Below are 15,243 nucleotides of genomic sequence, written 5' to 3' on the forward strand. Positions count from 1 at the left end.
GGCGGGATGAGTCAGGTGTGCGGGAACTGCAACGCCGGCTCGTGGCGCCAGCGCGGACCGTGTGCAACCACCCGCACCCGCCGGGGATCGTCACCGTCCATCGCGAGATCAGCGTCGCCATCCATCGGGAGATCAGCGTCGGCATCGCCGCTTGCGTCGCCGGACGCGACCTCGTCACCGAGGCTGCGGACGAGTTCGACGGCCAGCCACGAGTCGCTCAGTTGCTCGGCCACGCCCGATCCCCATTCGACGACGGTGACCGACGTGGCCACGGTCGCGTCGAGGTCGATGTCCTCGAGTTCGGCCGCGCCGTGAAGTCGGTAGGCGTCGACGTGGACGAGCGCGGGTCCGTCGCCCAGCGAGGGGTGCACGCGTGAGATGACGAACGTCGGTGAGGTGATCGGTCCGCGCACGTCCAGGCCCTCGGCGAGGCCCTGGTGAGGGTCGTCTTACCCGCCCCCAAATCGCCGACGAGCACGACGACGTCCCCGGCCCGCAGGCGTGCCGCGAGCGCCCGACCGGCCTCCCGGGAAGCATCGGCCGTGGCCAGGACGGTGTCGAGCAGGGTCACGTCGGTCGTCGGGTCCTCATCGGGTGCGTGGGTCACGGCCGTCCTTCCTGCGTCGGGCGCTGCGGGCCGCGCGGCGGGCACCCACGTCGCTGACCCGGCGGCGGACGGGGATCGTCTGCGGCGCGCGGTGGGCGCGACGCGACCTCTCGACCAGGTCGAGCAGATGCTCGTTGAGCACGTCGGGGTGCTCCAGCATGATCACGTGCCCGGCGTCCTCGACGACGATGTGCTCGGCGCCGGGGATGAGGCGCACGATCTCCTCGCTGTGGCGCACGGGGGTGAGCCGGTCGGCCGTGCCGCTGATGACGAGCGCCTCGACGCCGTCGTAGGTGGTGAGGGCCTCGGTCTTGTCGTGCTCGTCGAAGATCGGGAAGAACGCGGCGATGACCTCCATGCGGGTGCCGAAGATCATGTCGGTGGTGAGCTGGGCGATCGACAGCGGCACGGGCGATCCGAACGACCCGAAGTCGACCATGAAGTCCACGAGGTCGCGCGCCTGACGGATGCCGACGTCGACGAGGTTCTGCCGCGGTGCGAGCACGGAGGAGGTCCACGGCGTGAGCCGGCGGATGAGGTGGCCGCCGAGTCGGCCGAACCCGTAGGAGACGCCGGACAGGTCGCCGGGGCTCGTGGCGACGAACGCCGCGCCGACCACCCGCTCCTCGACGAACTCCTCGTGATCGAGCGCGAGGGCCATCATCGACATGCCACCCATCGAGTGACCGACGAGCACGACGGGCCCCTCCGGCACGACCTCGTCCAACACCTGCAGCAGGTCGTCGCCGAGCTGCTCGATGGAGATCGACTCCTTCTCCCCCATCCCCGACCGGCCGTGGCCGCGCTGGTCCCAGAGGACGACGCGGTACCCGGCGGCACGCAGCGCCCGGCGCTGGAACACCCAGGAGGTGAGGCTGAGGCAGTACCCGTGCGACAGGACGACGGTCGGACGAAGGCCGAGGTCGTCGCCGTCCACGTGGTCGCCGCGCGGTTCGTCGATCTCGACGTGCAGCTCCACCCCGTCGCTGGTGCGCACGACCAGCTCGGTGTCGGGGGTCTCGCGGTAGCGGGTGTCGGCGACGGACGCGTCGAGGGCGACGGCGGTGCGCCGGTCACGGCTCAGGCGGTCGGCGGCGACTCCGGCAGCGGCCGTGAGCCCGGCCGCGAACAGCCCCAGCCCGACGCCCACCGCCGAGCGCGCCACGGACCCTCCCGATCCGCCGGAGAACTCGGGTAGGCGGGGTACCCCACGGGGACCGGCTGACACCTGGGCCTCCTCGCACGTCGGGCGACGCCGTCGTGACCGAGCATGTGTCGCTCGCGTGCGGGTCGCTGTGTCCTCTCGTATCACTCATCGGACGCCGGAGGGCCATCGATCATGATCGGGGCGATCCGGGTTCCGATACCGGTCCAGCTTCTCTCACGACGCCGCGCGGCGCATCAGCCGGGCGACCACGCGGGGGTGGCGAACGCCACATCGAGTGCGCGGACCGGACCGCCCGGATTGACGTCGTGACCTGCCAGGCCGTGCACGGTCGCGGCGAGGGTGCCGGCGTCGTAGGGGTCGAGCCCCGCGGCGAGCAGGACACCGGCGACACCGGCGAGGACGTCGCCCGCGCCTGCGGTGGCGAGCCAGGCGGGCGCTTCGGCGACGGCCCGGACGGGCATGCCGGTGATCTCGGGCGGCACGACGTAGGTGGTCGATCCCTTGAGCAGCACGGTGGCGTGCACGAGGGTCGCGGCGCGGCGTGCGTGCCCGACGGGGTCGGCGCGGACGTCGTCGAGGCTCACCTCCCGCTCCTCGAGCCGGGTGAGCAACCGGGCGAGTTCGCCCGCGTGCGGCGTGAGGAGGGTCCGGGCTCCGGCGCGGGGTCGGGGTCCGTCGAGCAGGTCGAGCCCACCGGCGTCGACGACGCACGGGAGGCCGGAGTCGAGCGCCTCGGTGGCGGCGGTGACCTGGGCGACGTCCTCGCCGTCGGCGTCGGGGTCGGACTCGGCGTCGGCGTCGAGCCCGGGGCCGACGACCCACGCCTGCACCCGGCCGATACCGCAGACCGCTTCCGGCACGGCCGATCGCACCAGCGCGGTCGGCGTGGGCGGACCGATGTAGCGCACCATCCCCGCCCCGGCACAGACCGCGGACGTGACCGTGAGCACCGCTGCACCCGTGTAGTTCTCACCGCCGGCGACCACGCCGAGCACGCCGCGGGAGTACTTGTCGTCGTCCGAGGCCGGCAACGGCCACAGCTGGGCGACGTCGTCGTGGTCGAGACGCTCGGCCACGGGCATCGTCGTCATGTCCAGACCGATGTCGACCAGGGTGAGCACGCCGCACCGCGCCGAGGTCCCGAGCAGGTGCACCGGCTTGGCCACCCCGAACGTGACCGTCTCGTCGGCCCAGACGCCCTCGGAGTCGAGCACGACACCGGCCGGATCGGCCCCGCTCGGCAGGTCGACGGCGATGACGTACGCCTCGTCGTCCACGGCGTCGATGAGCGCCCGGCACCGCTGCGCCGAGGACCCGCTCCAGCCCGGCGATCCGCCGATGCCGGTGATCCCGTCGATCAGGACGTCGGCCTCGGCGACGAGTGCGCAGGCCTTCTCGAGGGCCTCGTCGTGCGCCTCGTCGGCGCCGGAACGGGCCAGGTCGACGATCGCCACCCCGGCCTCACGTGCCGCGACCAGCGCCTTCTTGTGCGCGCCGCGATCGGAGACGAGCACCGCGGCCACATCCGCGTCGCTGTCGGAGCGGGCGACCCGGGCCATCGCGAACAGGGCGTCACCGCCGTTGCCGCCGGAGCCGACGAGGGCGACCACCCGCGGTTCCTCGATGTCGTCGAGCCGGGCCGTCACCACCTTGGCCAGGCCCCGCGCGGCACGGTCCATCAACTCGCCGTCGGGCAGAGGCTCCATCGCCCGGGCCTCCGCCGCCCGCACGTCCTCCACACTCCACGCTGCGATCACGTTCGTTCCCCTCCGGGCGCATCGGTGACGGATTGCGCGAGGACCATCGCCGTGGCGATCCCCCCGTCGTGCGAGATCGAGACGAGAAATTCCCCGACCCCACGACGGGCCGCGCACGTCGCGACAGTACCGCGCACCACGAGTCGTGGTGCACCGTGCTCCCCACGGCGCACCTCGGCGTCGGCCCACTCCAACCCACCGGGCGAGCCCAGTGCCTTGGCCAGTGCCTCCTTGACCGCGAACCGCCCGGCGAGGGACTGCACGGGCAGGTCCCGCTCCACCGGCGTGAACAACCGCTCCCGCAACGCGGGCGTGCGCTCCAGGACCCGCTCGAACCGAGCGACGTCGACGACGTCGATACCGATCCCGACGATCACGCGGCCACTCGCACTTACTCGACCGTGACGGACTTGGCGAGGTTGCGCGGCTGATCCACGTCCAACCCCTTCGCCGACGCCAGCTCCGCGGCGAACACCTGCAGCGGGACGATCGTCAGCAGCGGCTCGAGCAGCGGCGGCGCCTGCGGAACCCGGATGACCTCGTCGGCGAACGGAACGACGTCCTCGTCCCCCTCCTCGGCGATGACCAGCGTGCGGGCGCCGCGGGCGCGGATCTCCTGGATGTTGGAGACGACCTTGCCGTGCAGGCCGTGCGGGGTGTCCGGACCGGGGACGACGATGAACACCGGCTGACCGGGCTCGATGAGCGCGATCGGGCCGTGCTTGAGCTCACCGGCGGCGAAGCCCTCGGCGTGGATGTACGCGATCTCCTTGAGCTTGAGCGCACCCTCCAGGGCGATCGGGTACCCCACGTGACGCCCGAGGAAGAGCACCGAGCGGGTGTCGGCCATGAACCGGGCGATCTCGCGCACGCGGTCCATGCCGGCCAGCAGCGTCTCGACCTTGCTCGGGATCTCGTGCAGCTCACGCATGACCTGCTGGGCCTCCTCGGCGTACGAGCCGCCCCGCAGCTGCGCGAGGTAGAGACCGAGGACGTAGCAGGCGGTGATCTGCGCCGTGAACGCCTTGGTCGAGGCGACGGCGATCTCCGGGCCGGCGTGCGTGTAGAGCACCGCGTCGGACTCACGGGGGATGGTGGCGCCGTGGGTGTTGCAGATCGAGATGGTGAGCGCGCCCAGCTCGCGGGCGTGCTTGACGGCCATGAGGGTGTCCATCGTCTCGCCCGACTGGCTGATCGACACCACGAGCGTGTGCTGGTCGACGACCGGGTCGCGGTAACGGAACTCGTGCGCCAGCTCGACCTCGCACGGGATGCGGGTCCAGTGCTCGATGGCGTACTTGGCGGTCATGCCCGAGTAGAAGGCCGTGCCGCAGGCGACGATGACGATCTTGGTGACGGCGCGCAGTTGCTCCTCGGAGATGCGCAGCTCGTCGAGGACCAGAGCGCCCTCGGCGTCGGTGCGCCCGAGCAGCGTGGAGGCGATGGCCGTCGGCTGCTCCAGGATCTCCTTCTCCATGAAGGAGGAATGGCCACCCTTCTCGGCGGCGGCGGCGTCCCAGTCGACGTGGAAGGCCTTGCCCTCGGTGGGCGTGCCGTCGAAGCCGATGACCTCGGCCTTCTCAGCCGTGATGGTGACGATCTGGTCGTTGGCGAGCTCGAGCGCCTCGCGCGTGTGCCCGATGAACGCGGCCACGTCGGAGCCGAGGAAGTTCTCCCCCACCCCGATGCCGACGACCAGCGGGGAGTTGCGGCGGGCCGCGACGACGACGCCCGGCTCGTCGGCGTGCACCGCCAGCAACGTGAAGGCGCCCTCGAGGTCGTTGACCACGCGGCGCATGGCCTCGGTCAGGTCCTTGCACTCGTCGTAGGCGCGCGCGACCAGGTGCGCCGCGACCTCGGTGTCGGTCTCGCTGCGAAAGCTCACGCCCTGCTCGAGCAGGGAGGTCTTGAGGGAGTGGAAGTTCTCGATGATGCCGTTGTGGATGAGCGCGAGACGGTCGTCCTCACCGCCGTAGTGGGGGTGGGCGTTCTCGTCGGTTGGGCCACCGTGCGTGGCCCAGCGGGTGTGGCCGATGCCGGTGGTCGACTCGGGCATCGGCGAATCCTGCAGCAACTGCTTGAGATTGGCGAGCTTGCCCGACCGCTTGCGCACGGCCACGCCGGAGGCGACGCCACCGTCGGTCTCCCCCTCGATCAAGGCCAGCCCCGCGGAGTCGTAACCCCGGTACTCCAGGCGTGCCAGCCCCTCCATCACCACGTCCTGGGCCCGCCCGTCGCGGTTCGGCCCCACGTATCCCACGATTCCGCACATGGCGCTCAGGGTACTCGACGGCATACCTACCGCCGGTCGCGTCCGGCGGGCACCTTCCCGCCTCCGGGCGCTGTGCGTGCGCCACAATGGCGCGGTGCCCCCAGCGACGCGAGCAGCACCGTCTCCGTACATCCACCTCGACCGCGAGGACTGGGCGCGGCTGCGCCGCACCCACCCCTGAGCCTCGGCGACGACGATGTCGAGCGCCTACGCGGCGTCGGTGAGCGCATCGACCTCAACGAGGTCGAGGAGGTCTACCTCCCCTGTCGCGCCTGCTCAGCTTCTACGTGGAGGGCACGGCCCACCTGCACCGGCTGACGTCGGGGTTCCTCGGCGAACGGCCCGAACGCACGCCGTACGTCATCGGGGTCGCCGGGTCGGTGGCCGTGGGCAAGTCGACGACCGCCCGCATCCTGCGCGAACTCATGGCGCGTTGGCCGCACACGCCCCGGGTCGAACTCGTCACGACAGACGGGTTCCTGCATCCGAACTCCGAGCTCGAGCGGCGGGGCATCCTGCACCGCAAGGGCTTTCCGGAGTCCTACGACCAGCGCGCGCTGCTGCGGTTCGTCGCCGAGGTCAAAGGAGGCGCCGAAGAGGTCAGCGCCCCGGTGTACAGCCACCTCACGTACGACATCGTCGAGGACGAACGCATCGTCGTGCACCGCCCCGACGTGCTCATCGTCGAAGGACTCAACGTGCTCCAACCGCCCCGGATGCGCGCGGACGGGCGCCTCGGCGTGGCCGTGAGTGACTTCTTCGACTTCTCCGTGTACGTCGACGCACCCTCGGAGTGCATCCGTCAGTGGTACGTCGAACGCTTCCTGCGCCTGCGCGAGACGGCGTTCACCCACCCCGAGTCCTACTTCCGCAGGTACGCCTCGCTCTCCGACGAGGAGGCGCGCGCCACCGCCGACACGATCTGGCGCACCATCAACGAGCCCAACCTGCGCGACAACGTCGAGACGACCCAGGGTCGGGCCGCACTCATCCTCACCAAGGGCGCCGACCACGCGGTCCGACGCATCCGCCTCCGCAAGCTCTGAGAGACCGGCTCGGCCCGCCTCCGATGTCGGAGGCGGGCCGGGACGAGGTCAGTACCAGTTGTTGGCCTTCGAGTGCGACCAGGCCTTGCACGGCGAGCCGTACCGGTCGGCGATGTAACCCAGCCCCCAGCGGATCTGCGTCGCGGGGTTGGTGCGCCAGTCCGCGCCGGCCGAGGCCATCTTGCTGCCCGGCAGCGACTGCGGGATGCCGTAGGCGCCCGAGGAGGGGTTGGTGGCGCGGGTGAGCCACTCCGACTCCTTGGTCCACAGCCGGTCCAGGCAACCGAACTGCTCCGAACTCCACCCGCGGTCGGCGACCATGGCCCGCGCGATGTCACGAGGCGAGCCCCCACGCGCCGACGAGCGCGACGCCCGGGCACCCGAGTCCGCACGCGCGGCGGCAGCCTTCTTCTTCGCGGCGGCCTTCTTCTCGGCGGCCTTCTTCTTCGCGGCGGCCTTCTTCTCGGCGGCGCGCTTCTCGACGGCGCGCTTCTCGGCGGCGCGCTGAGCGGCCTGCGCCTTCTGCGCCACGACGGGAGCCGTGGCGAAGACGTTGAGCGTCAGCCCGGACAGCGGCTGCCCGGCGGCCGCGGTGAGCGACCCCAGGTGGACCCCCGCGACCGGAGCGCTCAGCGCACGGTGTGCTGCGGAGGGCGCCGCGACCTGGCCGTCCCCCGGGGCGGCCTGGGCAGAGGCCGGCAGCACGAGGCAGCCTGCGGCGGACAGGAGAACGGCCGCCCGAAGAGTGCGGACGGCCGGGCGCGAGGTGCGAGCAAGCACGTCGGAGACCCACTTTCGAAGTCGCGAAGAGACCAATTCTTGATGAATTCGTGACCTTCACCTTGACATGGGTCGGACGTCCGTCCAAATGAGATCGCACGCTTGCGCAAGTGGAGCCCGTCCGGGCCGGGTGTCACTCGTCACACGGTGCCGGCGCACGACCCCGACGAAGACCCGCCCGAACGGCTCGGACCGCCCCGGATGGAGGCGGTCCGAGCGGAGAGGTGCGAGAGCCGGCGTTCAGAGGCCGGGGACCTCGAGCAGGTCGGTGACGAGGGCTGCGATGGGGCTGCGTTCGCTGCGGTTGAGGGTCATGTGCGCGAACAGCGGGTTGCCCTTGAGGACCTCGATGACGGCCGCGACACCGTCGTACCGGCCGACGCGCAGGTTGTCGCGCTGCGCGATGTCGTGGGTGAGCACCACGCGCGAGTTCTGGCCGATGCGGGACAGGACGGTCAGCAGCACGTTGCGCTCGAGCGACTGGGCCTCGTCGACGATGACGAACGCGTCGTGCAGCGACCGACCCCGGATGTGGGTGAGCGGCAGGACCTCGAGCATGCCGCGGTCGAGGATCTCCTCGACGACCTCGCTGGAGACGAGGGCGCCCAGCGTGTCGAACACGGCCTGTCCCCACGGCCCCATCTTCTCGGCCTCGGTGCCGGGCAGGTAGCCGAGGTCCTGGCCGCCGACGGCGTACAACGGCCGGAAGATGATGACGCGACGATGCTGCCGTCGTTCCAGGACGGTCTCGAGCCCGGCGCACATGGCCAGGGCGCTCTTGCCGGTGCCCGCGCGGCCACCGAGGCTGACGATGCCGATGTCCGGGTCGAGCAGCAGGTCGAGGGCGATGCGCTGTTCGGCGCTGCGCCCGTGCACGCCGAAGGCGTCGCGATCACCGCGGACCAGCCGGATCGAGGAATCCACACCCACGCGCCCGAGGCCGCTGCCGCGCGGGGAGTGCAGCACCAGGCCGGTGTGACACGGCAGGTCGTCGGCGCCGTCATGGCGGATGCGCCCGTTCTCGAACAGCTCGTCCATGTCCTCGGTGCTGATCTCGAGCTCGGCGAGGCCGGTCCAGCCGCTCTCCACCGGCGCGAGTTCGGCCCGGTACTCCTCGGCGTCCAGGCCCATGGCGCTGGCCTTGATCCGCATCGGCAGGTCTTTGCTCACCACGGTGACGCGCCGGCCGCGGTCGGAGAGGTTCTTGGCGACGGCGAGGATGCGGGTGTCGTTGTCGCCCAGGCGGAACACCGGCGGCAGGTTGCTCGGGTCGATGTGGTTGAGCTCGACATGGATCGTGCCGCCCTCGTCGCCGACGGGGATGGGCACGTCGAGCCGGCCGTGGCGGACGCGCAGGTCATCGAGGAGACGCAGGGCCTGCCGGGCGAAGTAGCCGATCTCGGAGTGGTGGCGTTTGGCCTCGAGTTCGGTGATGACGATGACCGGCAGGACGAGGTCGTGTTCACCGAACCGGTGCAGTGCCCCCGGGTCGGACAGCAGGACGGAGGTGTCCAACACGTACGTCTTGCGGGTTTCAGTCACGATCTGCCCCCTGACGGTCGGCGACCGGGTGCCGCCGCTCGCCACGACGCTACGGGGGTGACCCTACGCTCGCCTGTCGTGAGCGGGGCGGGTCGCCGACTGTTCACCCGACGGACACGGGCCGGTGCCCCGCCGATTGTCCAGCCGAGCCGGGGCACGAGGAGACCGGGACGAGGCCGAGACGAGGCCGGGAGGAGGCTCAGACGCGGGAGAGCAGCGCCGAGATCCCGCTGTGCCGGGGCGTGGTGGCCGCACCCGCATCGGACCCGGAGTCGCCGGGCTCGACGGCCGGCAACGGACGATCCAGTTCGCTGCGCTGACGCCACAACGTCCACGCGCCCCAGGCGACGGCGGCGACGCCGATCATCGTGGCACCGTTGACCACGGCGACGTCGAGCATCGAGTACGCGAGCAGCCAGCCGGTGATCCACACCAGCGCCCGCACGACGCGTCGGTCGGTGAACGTGGCGCCCAGCAGCACGACTCCCCAGAGGACGTACCAGGGGTAGACGGTCGGCCCACCGGCGGTGAAGACGAGCAGGGCCCACGCCGCGGCGGCGACCGGTCGGCGCGGCGCCAGCACCCACGTGATCCACGCGAGCGCGACGACCACGGCGAGCAGGCCGGCGATCTGGACGGCGGGCGCGATGCCTCCGGTCCATTCCTGCGGGACGCCGACGGCCGTGAGCGCACCGGCCACCCCGGCGCCGGCCATCGACACCGGCGACAGCAGCGACAACACCGAGCCCGGGACGCCGAGGTTGGCGATCCATCCCCAGCCGAGCCCGCTGACCAGGGTGAGCGCGGCGAAGGCGACGAACGCCACGGCACCCACCCGCGCGGCGATCCACACGTACGAGCGCTGATCGACCGCGGACATCAGGGGCGCCTCGCGGCGCTCGCCGCGGGCGTGGCGGTAGGCCAACCCGGCGACGCCGACGAGTGCGAGGACGGCCGTCTGCTTGAAGCTCGCCCCTGCGGCGACGGCGACCGAGGCGGCCATCCAGCGTCCGTCGGCGGCCAGGAGCAGACCCACGACGACCAGGGCGATCATCATGGCGTCGTTGTGCATGCCGCCGACCAGGTGCATGAGCACGAGCGGGTTGATGACGCCCAACCACACGGCCTGGTGGCGCGAGACGCCCATCTTCTCGGCCAGACGCGGGAGGGCGTAGGCGATGGCTCCGACGGCGAGGAGCGCGGGCAGGCGCATCGCGATGGCGGCGATCATGGCGTCGCCGCCGGTCAGGTCGACGATCGTGCGCTGCACCTGCAGGGCCACCGGCCCGTAGGGGGCGGCGGTGAAGAGCCAGAGGGGTCGACCTGGTCGGCGTACGGGCCGGGGACGGCGATCGGTCCGGTCTGGTAGGGATCCATCCCGCGGCTGACGACCAGCCCCTGGGCGGCGTAGCTGTAGGCGTCGCGGCTGAACAGCGGCGGCACGAACGCCACCGGCAGACTCCACCAGGCCCAGGTCGCGGCCGGCGCGGTGGGAACACCCTCGGCGGGCCGCAGCGCGAGCCACACGTCGAACAGTCGCAGCAGACCGACCAGCACGATGGCGGTCGCGGCGAACCGGGCGGGCTCACTGAGCAGGCGGTCGAAGAACCAGTTCTCGTACAGCGGTGCGTCCGCGGCGACGAACGCCGGAGAGAAGGCGCCGAGGGCGATGAGCACCATGGCGAAGAATCCCTGACGCACGTGCGGCCACGCCCAGGCCTCGGTCATGGAGTCCGTGGCGGCGCGGTGCGCCTCGCGCAGACGACCGGCGGCGGGGAGGCGATCGAGGGTCGCGGAGATCACGGAGCGACCGGGTGTGTTCACACCGATCCCATCGCGTGTCGCCGTCATGGATCCTCTCCCTCACCGCGGGTGCCGACCCTCGCGCCAGACGCGAACCGGACGGCCGTCCGAGAAGATTGTGCCATTCCGCCCCGTCGTGAGCGGGCATGACATCACTGACACCCTCTCAACCGGGCCTGGGAACTTCCTGACAGTGACGGCGAAATCCGTCCCGCCAGGCGTCTTCGGCGCCTCTCTCAGCAGGACCGCCGGGCCGGTTCGCCCCCGTCAGGACCCGTATCGACGCTCGCGTTCGGCGTAGGACCGCAACGCGCGCAGGAAGTCGACGCGGCGGAAGTCCGGCCAGTAGGCCTCGCAGAAGTACAGCTCGCTGTGCGTGCTCTGCCACAACAGGAACCCGCCGACCCGCTGCTCACCGGAGGTGCGGATCACGAGGTCGGGGTCCGGTTGCCCGCGGGTGTAGAGGTGGCTGGTGATGGCCTCGACGTCGATGGTCGCGATGACGTCCTCGATCGTGCGTCCCGCCTCGGCGGCCTCGACGAGGAGCGCGCGCACCGCGTCGGCGATCTCCTGACGGCCCCCGTACCCGACGGCGAAGTTGACGACCATGCCCTCGACCTCACTCGTCGAGGCGGCCGCCGCCTCGAGCCGGGACCGCGTCGCCTCGGGCAGCAGGTCCAACGCACCGACGGGATGCACGCGCCAGTTGCCCGTCTCGGCGATCTCGCCGACGACGTCCTCGATGATGCGCAACAGCGGCGCCAGCTCGGCGGGGTCGCGCTTGAGGTTGTCGGTCGAGAGCAGCCACAACGTGACGATCTCGATGCCGACCTCTTCACTCCATCCGAGGAACGGGATGATGTTGTCGGCCCCGGCGCGGTGCCCGTCGGCCGTCGCGGCGCCCTTCTCCCGGGCCCATCGGCGGTTGCCGTCGAGCATGACCGCCACGTGACGCGGAAGGTTCTCGGTGGGCAGCTGCGCGACGAGCTTGCGCTCGTATGCCCCGTAGAGCAGGTCACTTACGTCCACTGCGGCTCCAGTCGAGGTCGGCTACGGACCAACGGTAGCGCCACCGGGAGCGACAACCCGCCTCGACACCGTCCTTACGAAGTCGTAACCTACGTAAGCGTAAGTTTCGGTGGATCACTCTCGACCAGAAGGAGGCTCCTCATGAGCGATCGCGCTCCATCCCTCGACCGGACCCCCGGCGACGACGGCCGGGCGGGATCGGGGTCCGGCCACCCTCTGCGCGAGGGCTTGGCGGAGCTCGGTGAGTTCATGCCTCCGCGGCTGCGCGGCTGGCTGCACGCCGCGGTGTTCCCCGTGGTCGTCCTCGGCGGGCTCACGCTCGTCACCCTCACTCCCGGGATGCGCGCTCGCACCGGCGCGGCGGTGTTCGTCGCCACGGCCGCCCTGCTCTTCGGCGTCTCCGCGCTGTATCACCGCGGACGGTGGTCACCGGCGGTCAAGCAGGTCCTCGGCCGCATCGACCACGCCAACATCTTCATCGCCATCGCCGGCACGTACACGGCGTTCGCCCTCAGCCTGCTGCCCGAACACCAAGCGAGGACGCTGCTCTGGACGATCTGGCTCGGCGCCGGCGCCGGGGTCTTCCTGCGGGTGGTCTGGATGACGGCGCCGCGGTGGTTGACCACCGCCGTCTACATCGCCCTGGGCTGGGTGGCGCTCTTCTACCTCGGGCCGCTCTATGCCGGCGGCGGGCCGCTCATCGTCGCCCTCATCGCGATCGGCGGCATCCTCTACACCCTCGGCGCCGTGGTCTACGGGCTGCGTCGACCGGACCCCTCCCCGCGCTGGTTCGGTTTCCACGAGGTGTTCCACGCCTTCACCGTGGCGGCGTTCGGCACCCACGCCGTCGCCGTCGTCCTGGCCCTCACCACTCCCTCGGCGGCCTGACGCAGGAGCGCCGGCCGAGCCGCGACCGGCGTCATCGCCCTGACGTCATCCCCTCGACGTCATCGCGTCGCGCCCCCACGACCACGCCGAAATCGGAGGGTCGCGGTGGGGGCCTGCGGTTGGGTCAGGCGCGCGGGTCGGGGTCGGACCCAGGAGCCGGATCCACCTTCGGCGCCGGTGTCGTGGGCGCCGGTGTCGCGGCGTCGGAGGCGACTCCCGAGGGGCCACCGTCCGCGTCGTCCTGCACCGGCAGGAAGATCCGTCGCCGGCTCGGCCGGGTGACGACGTCGTCGCCCGCCTCCGCGGCGCGGCGCTCGTCCTCGGCCTCCTCGTCGAACCTCACCTTGCGCAGCCGGCCACTCATGCTGCGCATGAGCAACCACAACGCGACGGCGAGCAGGAAGAACGCGAGGAACCCGCCGATACCGGGCGAGATCGACTGATCGATGCCTCCGCCCATCACTCCCCCTTCAGGGTGTCGAGGATCTCTGTGTTGACGACGATGTCGTCGATCACGGGCGCGGCGGAGCCGGCCACCGCTGACTCGGACAACGCATCGGCCTCGTCGGGCGTGCCCAGGCCGGCGAACAGGTCGGACTCCCCCTCGGCGAACGGGACGTAGGAGGCCGCGAGCTCGAAGTCCTCGGTCGGCCAGACCTCGCGCTCGACGTCGATGGGGATGCCGAACCACCACGAGTCGGGGTCGATCTGCGTGGCGTGTGCCAGCAGGGCCGCGTTGCGCTGCTCGAAGAACTCGCCGCACTGCACCCGCGTCGTGACCTTGCGCGGCGTGCGATCGGCCCAGCGCTCCAGCCATTCACCGAACGGGGAGTCCATGCCGCGCTCGGTCATCACTCCGTGGAAGGCCGTGATGCGTTCGATGCCGATGGTCTGGTTGTAGTACAGCTTCAGCGGCTGCCAGGCCGGCCCGGCGTGCGGGTAGGCGTCGGGATCGCCGGCTGCGCGGAACGCGGCGACCGAGACGACGTGGGTCATGATGTGGTCCGGATGCGGGTACCCGCCGACCTCGTCGTAGGTGGTGACGACGTGCGGACGGAACTCACGGATGACCCGCACCAGCGCCTCGGCCGTGATGTCGACCGGCTCGAGTGCGAAGCACCCGGCGGGCAGCGCCGGACGCGGGTCGCCCTGGGGCAGACCGGAGTCGACGAACCCCAGCCATGTGTGCTCGACGTCGAGGATCTGCTGCGCCCGAGCCATCTCGCGACGCCGGAAGGCGGGCAGGTCACGCTCGACGTCGGGGTCGTCGATCAACCGGGGGTTGAGCACGTCACCGCGCTCCCCGCCCGTGCAGGAGACGACCTGCACGCGGACTCCCTCGGAGCGGTATCGGGCCATGGTGGCAGCGCCCTTGCTCGACTCGTCGTCGGGATGGGCGTGGACGGCCAACAGCCGAAAAGTCTCGGTCACTCGGATCCTTCGCGTTCTCCTCGGGCCTCGCCACGAGGTCGGACATGGCAGGACATGACGGGCACCGGTGTGTGGTCTGCGCCCATTGTGGCACCGAGCACCGACACCGGTCGGGGTGCGGTCGGCCCGGAGCGCCCCGAGGGGCCCCTCCGGCGACCGAGGCAGCAGGAGTCCGCTGCGCCCTGGTGCCCGGGCGGCGGCGGGCGACGCGTAGCCTGGCCTCGTGCAGTTGCTGGAGCGATACCGCCGTCTACCCAAGCGTGAGCGCACCCTGGGTGCGATCGGGACGGTCGCGGTCGTCGTCGGGATCGTCATGGCCGTGTGGTGGGGGTGGCCGCCACCGTGGGCAAACCGATGTGGGGAAACCTGGCGTTCGACGTGCGCGACGACCGGCACGTCGAGGTCACGTACCAGCTCACCCGCCCCACGGACGCGACCGTGGAGTGCATCGTCGTGGCCAAGGAGATGAACCACGGCACGGTCGGTACGGTCACCGACACGATCCCCCCGGGCCCCGAGGCGAGCATCGTCCGCACCGTGGAGGTGCGCACCACCTCACGTGCGGTGATGGGTGAGGTGAGTCGCTGCCGCGCACTGTGACGTCCGTGGATCGGTGGATCTCCGAGATCTCACGGGTCGCACAGGGGCTCACGCGGGCCCCCGACCGCGATCAGGACCTCACCTTCGGACCTCGCACGGGGCGTCCACACCCGCCTCGTCGTCGCCGAGATCGGCCGTGAGATCGCGTCCGGACGCCGAGAAGTCTATGCTTGTTCACTTACACGGCCTGCCGATCGGCAGGCCGTTCGATCTACCGGGCATCCCCCACCCCGCCGCCGCACGTCCAGGGCGTCGGTGTGAGCGCCCGGCCGATGTGGCCGAACTCCGGCCATGGCCCGCCTGGCTGCGGGCGATCGCAA

The 15,243-nt window shown here is 71.2% G+C and carries 11 protein-coding genes and 3 pseudogenes; 3 read left to right on the forward strand and 11 right to left on the reverse strand.

Translation table 11 applies throughout. The annotated features are described in order from the left end of the window. Positions 1–11: 11 nt before the first annotated feature. The 5 genes and pseudogenes from tsaE to glmS all read right to left on the reverse strand — a co-directional run bounded on the left by tsaE (position 12) and on the right by glmS (position 5,804). A pseudogene (gene tsaE / locus QQK49_RS13175) lies at positions 12–652 on the reverse strand (tRNA (adenosine(37)-N6)-threonylcarbamoyltransferase complex ATPase subunit type 1 TsaE). After that, positions 588–1,835 carry an alpha/beta fold hydrolase gene (locus tag QQK49_RS13180; protein WP_284304314.1) on the reverse strand — a complete coding sequence of 416 codons (1,248 nt, stop codon included), beginning with the start codon at positions 1,833–1,835 and terminating at the stop codon, positions 588–590. The pseudogene tsaE and the gene QQK49_RS13180 overlap by 65 nt, the downstream one beginning before the upstream one ends. A 173-nt stretch (positions 1,836–2,008) precedes the next feature. After that, positions 2,009–3,532 carry a bifunctional ADP-dependent NAD(P)H-hydrate dehydratase/NAD(P)H-hydrate epimerase gene (locus tag QQK49_RS13185; protein ID WP_284304315.1) on the reverse strand — a complete coding sequence of 508 codons (1,524 nt, stop codon included), beginning with the start codon at positions 3,530–3,532 and terminating at the stop codon, positions 2,009–2,011. Continuing rightward, on the reverse strand, positions 3,529–3,909 hold the full coding sequence (locus QQK49_RS13190) for a holo-ACP synthase (RefSeq protein ID WP_284304316.1): 381 nt from the start codon (positions 3,907–3,909) through the stop codon (positions 3,529–3,531). Before QQK49_RS13190 ends, QQK49_RS13185 begins: the two co-directional genes overlap by 4 nt. A 14-nt stretch (positions 3,910–3,923) precedes the next feature. Further along, complete coding sequence (gene glmS / locus QQK49_RS13195) at positions 3,924–5,804, reverse strand: glutamine--fructose-6-phosphate transaminase (isomerizing) (RefSeq protein ID WP_284304317.1); 1,881 nt, start codon at positions 5,802–5,804, stop codon at positions 3,924–3,926. Here glmS and coaA point away from each other — a divergent pair. Further along, positions 5,803–6,850, forward strand: a pseudogene (gene coaA, locus QQK49_RS13200) (type I pantothenate kinase). The gene glmS and the pseudogene coaA overlap by 2 nt on opposite strands. Before the next feature lie 48 nt (positions 6,851–6,898). On the opposite strand, the gene QQK49_RS13205 reads toward coaA, so the two are convergent. From QQK49_RS13205 to QQK49_RS13225, 4 genes and pseudogenes are all read right to left on the reverse strand, one after another. Continuing rightward, positions 6,899–7,555, reverse strand: coding sequence for an aggregation-promoting factor C-terminal-like domain-containing protein (locus tag QQK49_RS13205; RefSeq protein WP_284304318.1), 657 nt, complete (start codon positions 7,553–7,555; stop codon positions 6,899–6,901). Positions 7,556–7,870: 315 nt separating this feature from the next. Continuing rightward, a complete protein-coding gene (gene phoH2 / locus QQK49_RS13210; RefSeq protein WP_431310590.1) occupies positions 7,871–9,175 on the reverse strand; it encodes an RNA 5'-3' helicase PhoH2 in 1,305 nt (434 codons plus the stop codon). A 196-nt stretch (positions 9,176–9,371) separates the two neighbouring features. Then, positions 9,372–10,883: pseudogene (gene mptB / locus QQK49_RS13215) on the reverse strand (polyprenol phosphomannose-dependent alpha 1,6 mannosyltransferase MptB); the annotation flags it as partial. A 359-nt stretch (positions 10,884–11,242) separates the two neighbouring features. Next, positions 11,243–12,004 carry an isoprenyl transferase gene (locus QQK49_RS13225; RefSeq protein ID WP_284304322.1) on the reverse strand — a complete coding sequence of 254 codons (762 nt, stop codon included), beginning with the start codon at positions 12,002–12,004 and terminating at the stop codon, positions 11,243–11,245. A gap of 141 nt (positions 12,005–12,145) precedes the next feature. On the opposite strand from QQK49_RS13225, the gene trhA reads away from it, so the two are divergent. After that, positions 12,146–12,892: a PAQR family membrane homeostasis protein TrhA gene (gene trhA / locus QQK49_RS13230; protein ID WP_284304323.1), complete on the forward strand. Its 747-nt coding sequence runs from the start codon at positions 12,146–12,148 to the stop codon at positions 12,890–12,892. 124 nt (positions 12,893–13,016) lie between these two features. Here trhA and QQK49_RS13235 read toward each other — a convergent pair whose 3' ends face one another. Together QQK49_RS13235 and mca are read right to left on the reverse strand one after the other, a co-directional pair. Beyond that, on the reverse strand, positions 13,017–13,352 hold the full coding sequence (locus QQK49_RS13235) for a hypothetical protein (protein ID WP_284304324.1): 336 nt from the start codon (positions 13,350–13,352) through the stop codon (positions 13,017–13,019). Then, positions 13,352–14,323 (reverse strand): mycothiol conjugate amidase Mca, encoded by a 972-nt coding sequence (gene mca, locus QQK49_RS13240; RefSeq protein ID WP_284304325.1) that lies wholly within the window; start codon positions 14,321–14,323, stop codon positions 13,352–13,354. The genes QQK49_RS13235 and mca overlap by 1 nt, the downstream gene beginning before the upstream one ends. A 330-nt stretch (positions 14,324–14,653) precedes the next feature. Here mca and QQK49_RS13245 point away from each other — a divergent pair, with 330 nt between their 5' ends. Further along, positions 14,654–14,923 (forward strand): DUF4307 domain-containing protein, encoded by a 270-nt coding sequence (locus QQK49_RS13245; RefSeq protein ID WP_284304326.1) that lies wholly within the window; start codon positions 14,654–14,656, stop codon positions 14,921–14,923. The last annotated feature ends 320 nt before the right edge of the window (positions 14,924–15,243 follow it).

The organism is Mobilicoccus caccae (assembly GCF_030161635.1).
In the GTDB taxonomy this organism is placed as follows: Bacteria; Actinomycetota; Actinomycetes; order Actinomycetales; family Dermatophilaceae; genus Mobilicoccus; species Mobilicoccus caccae.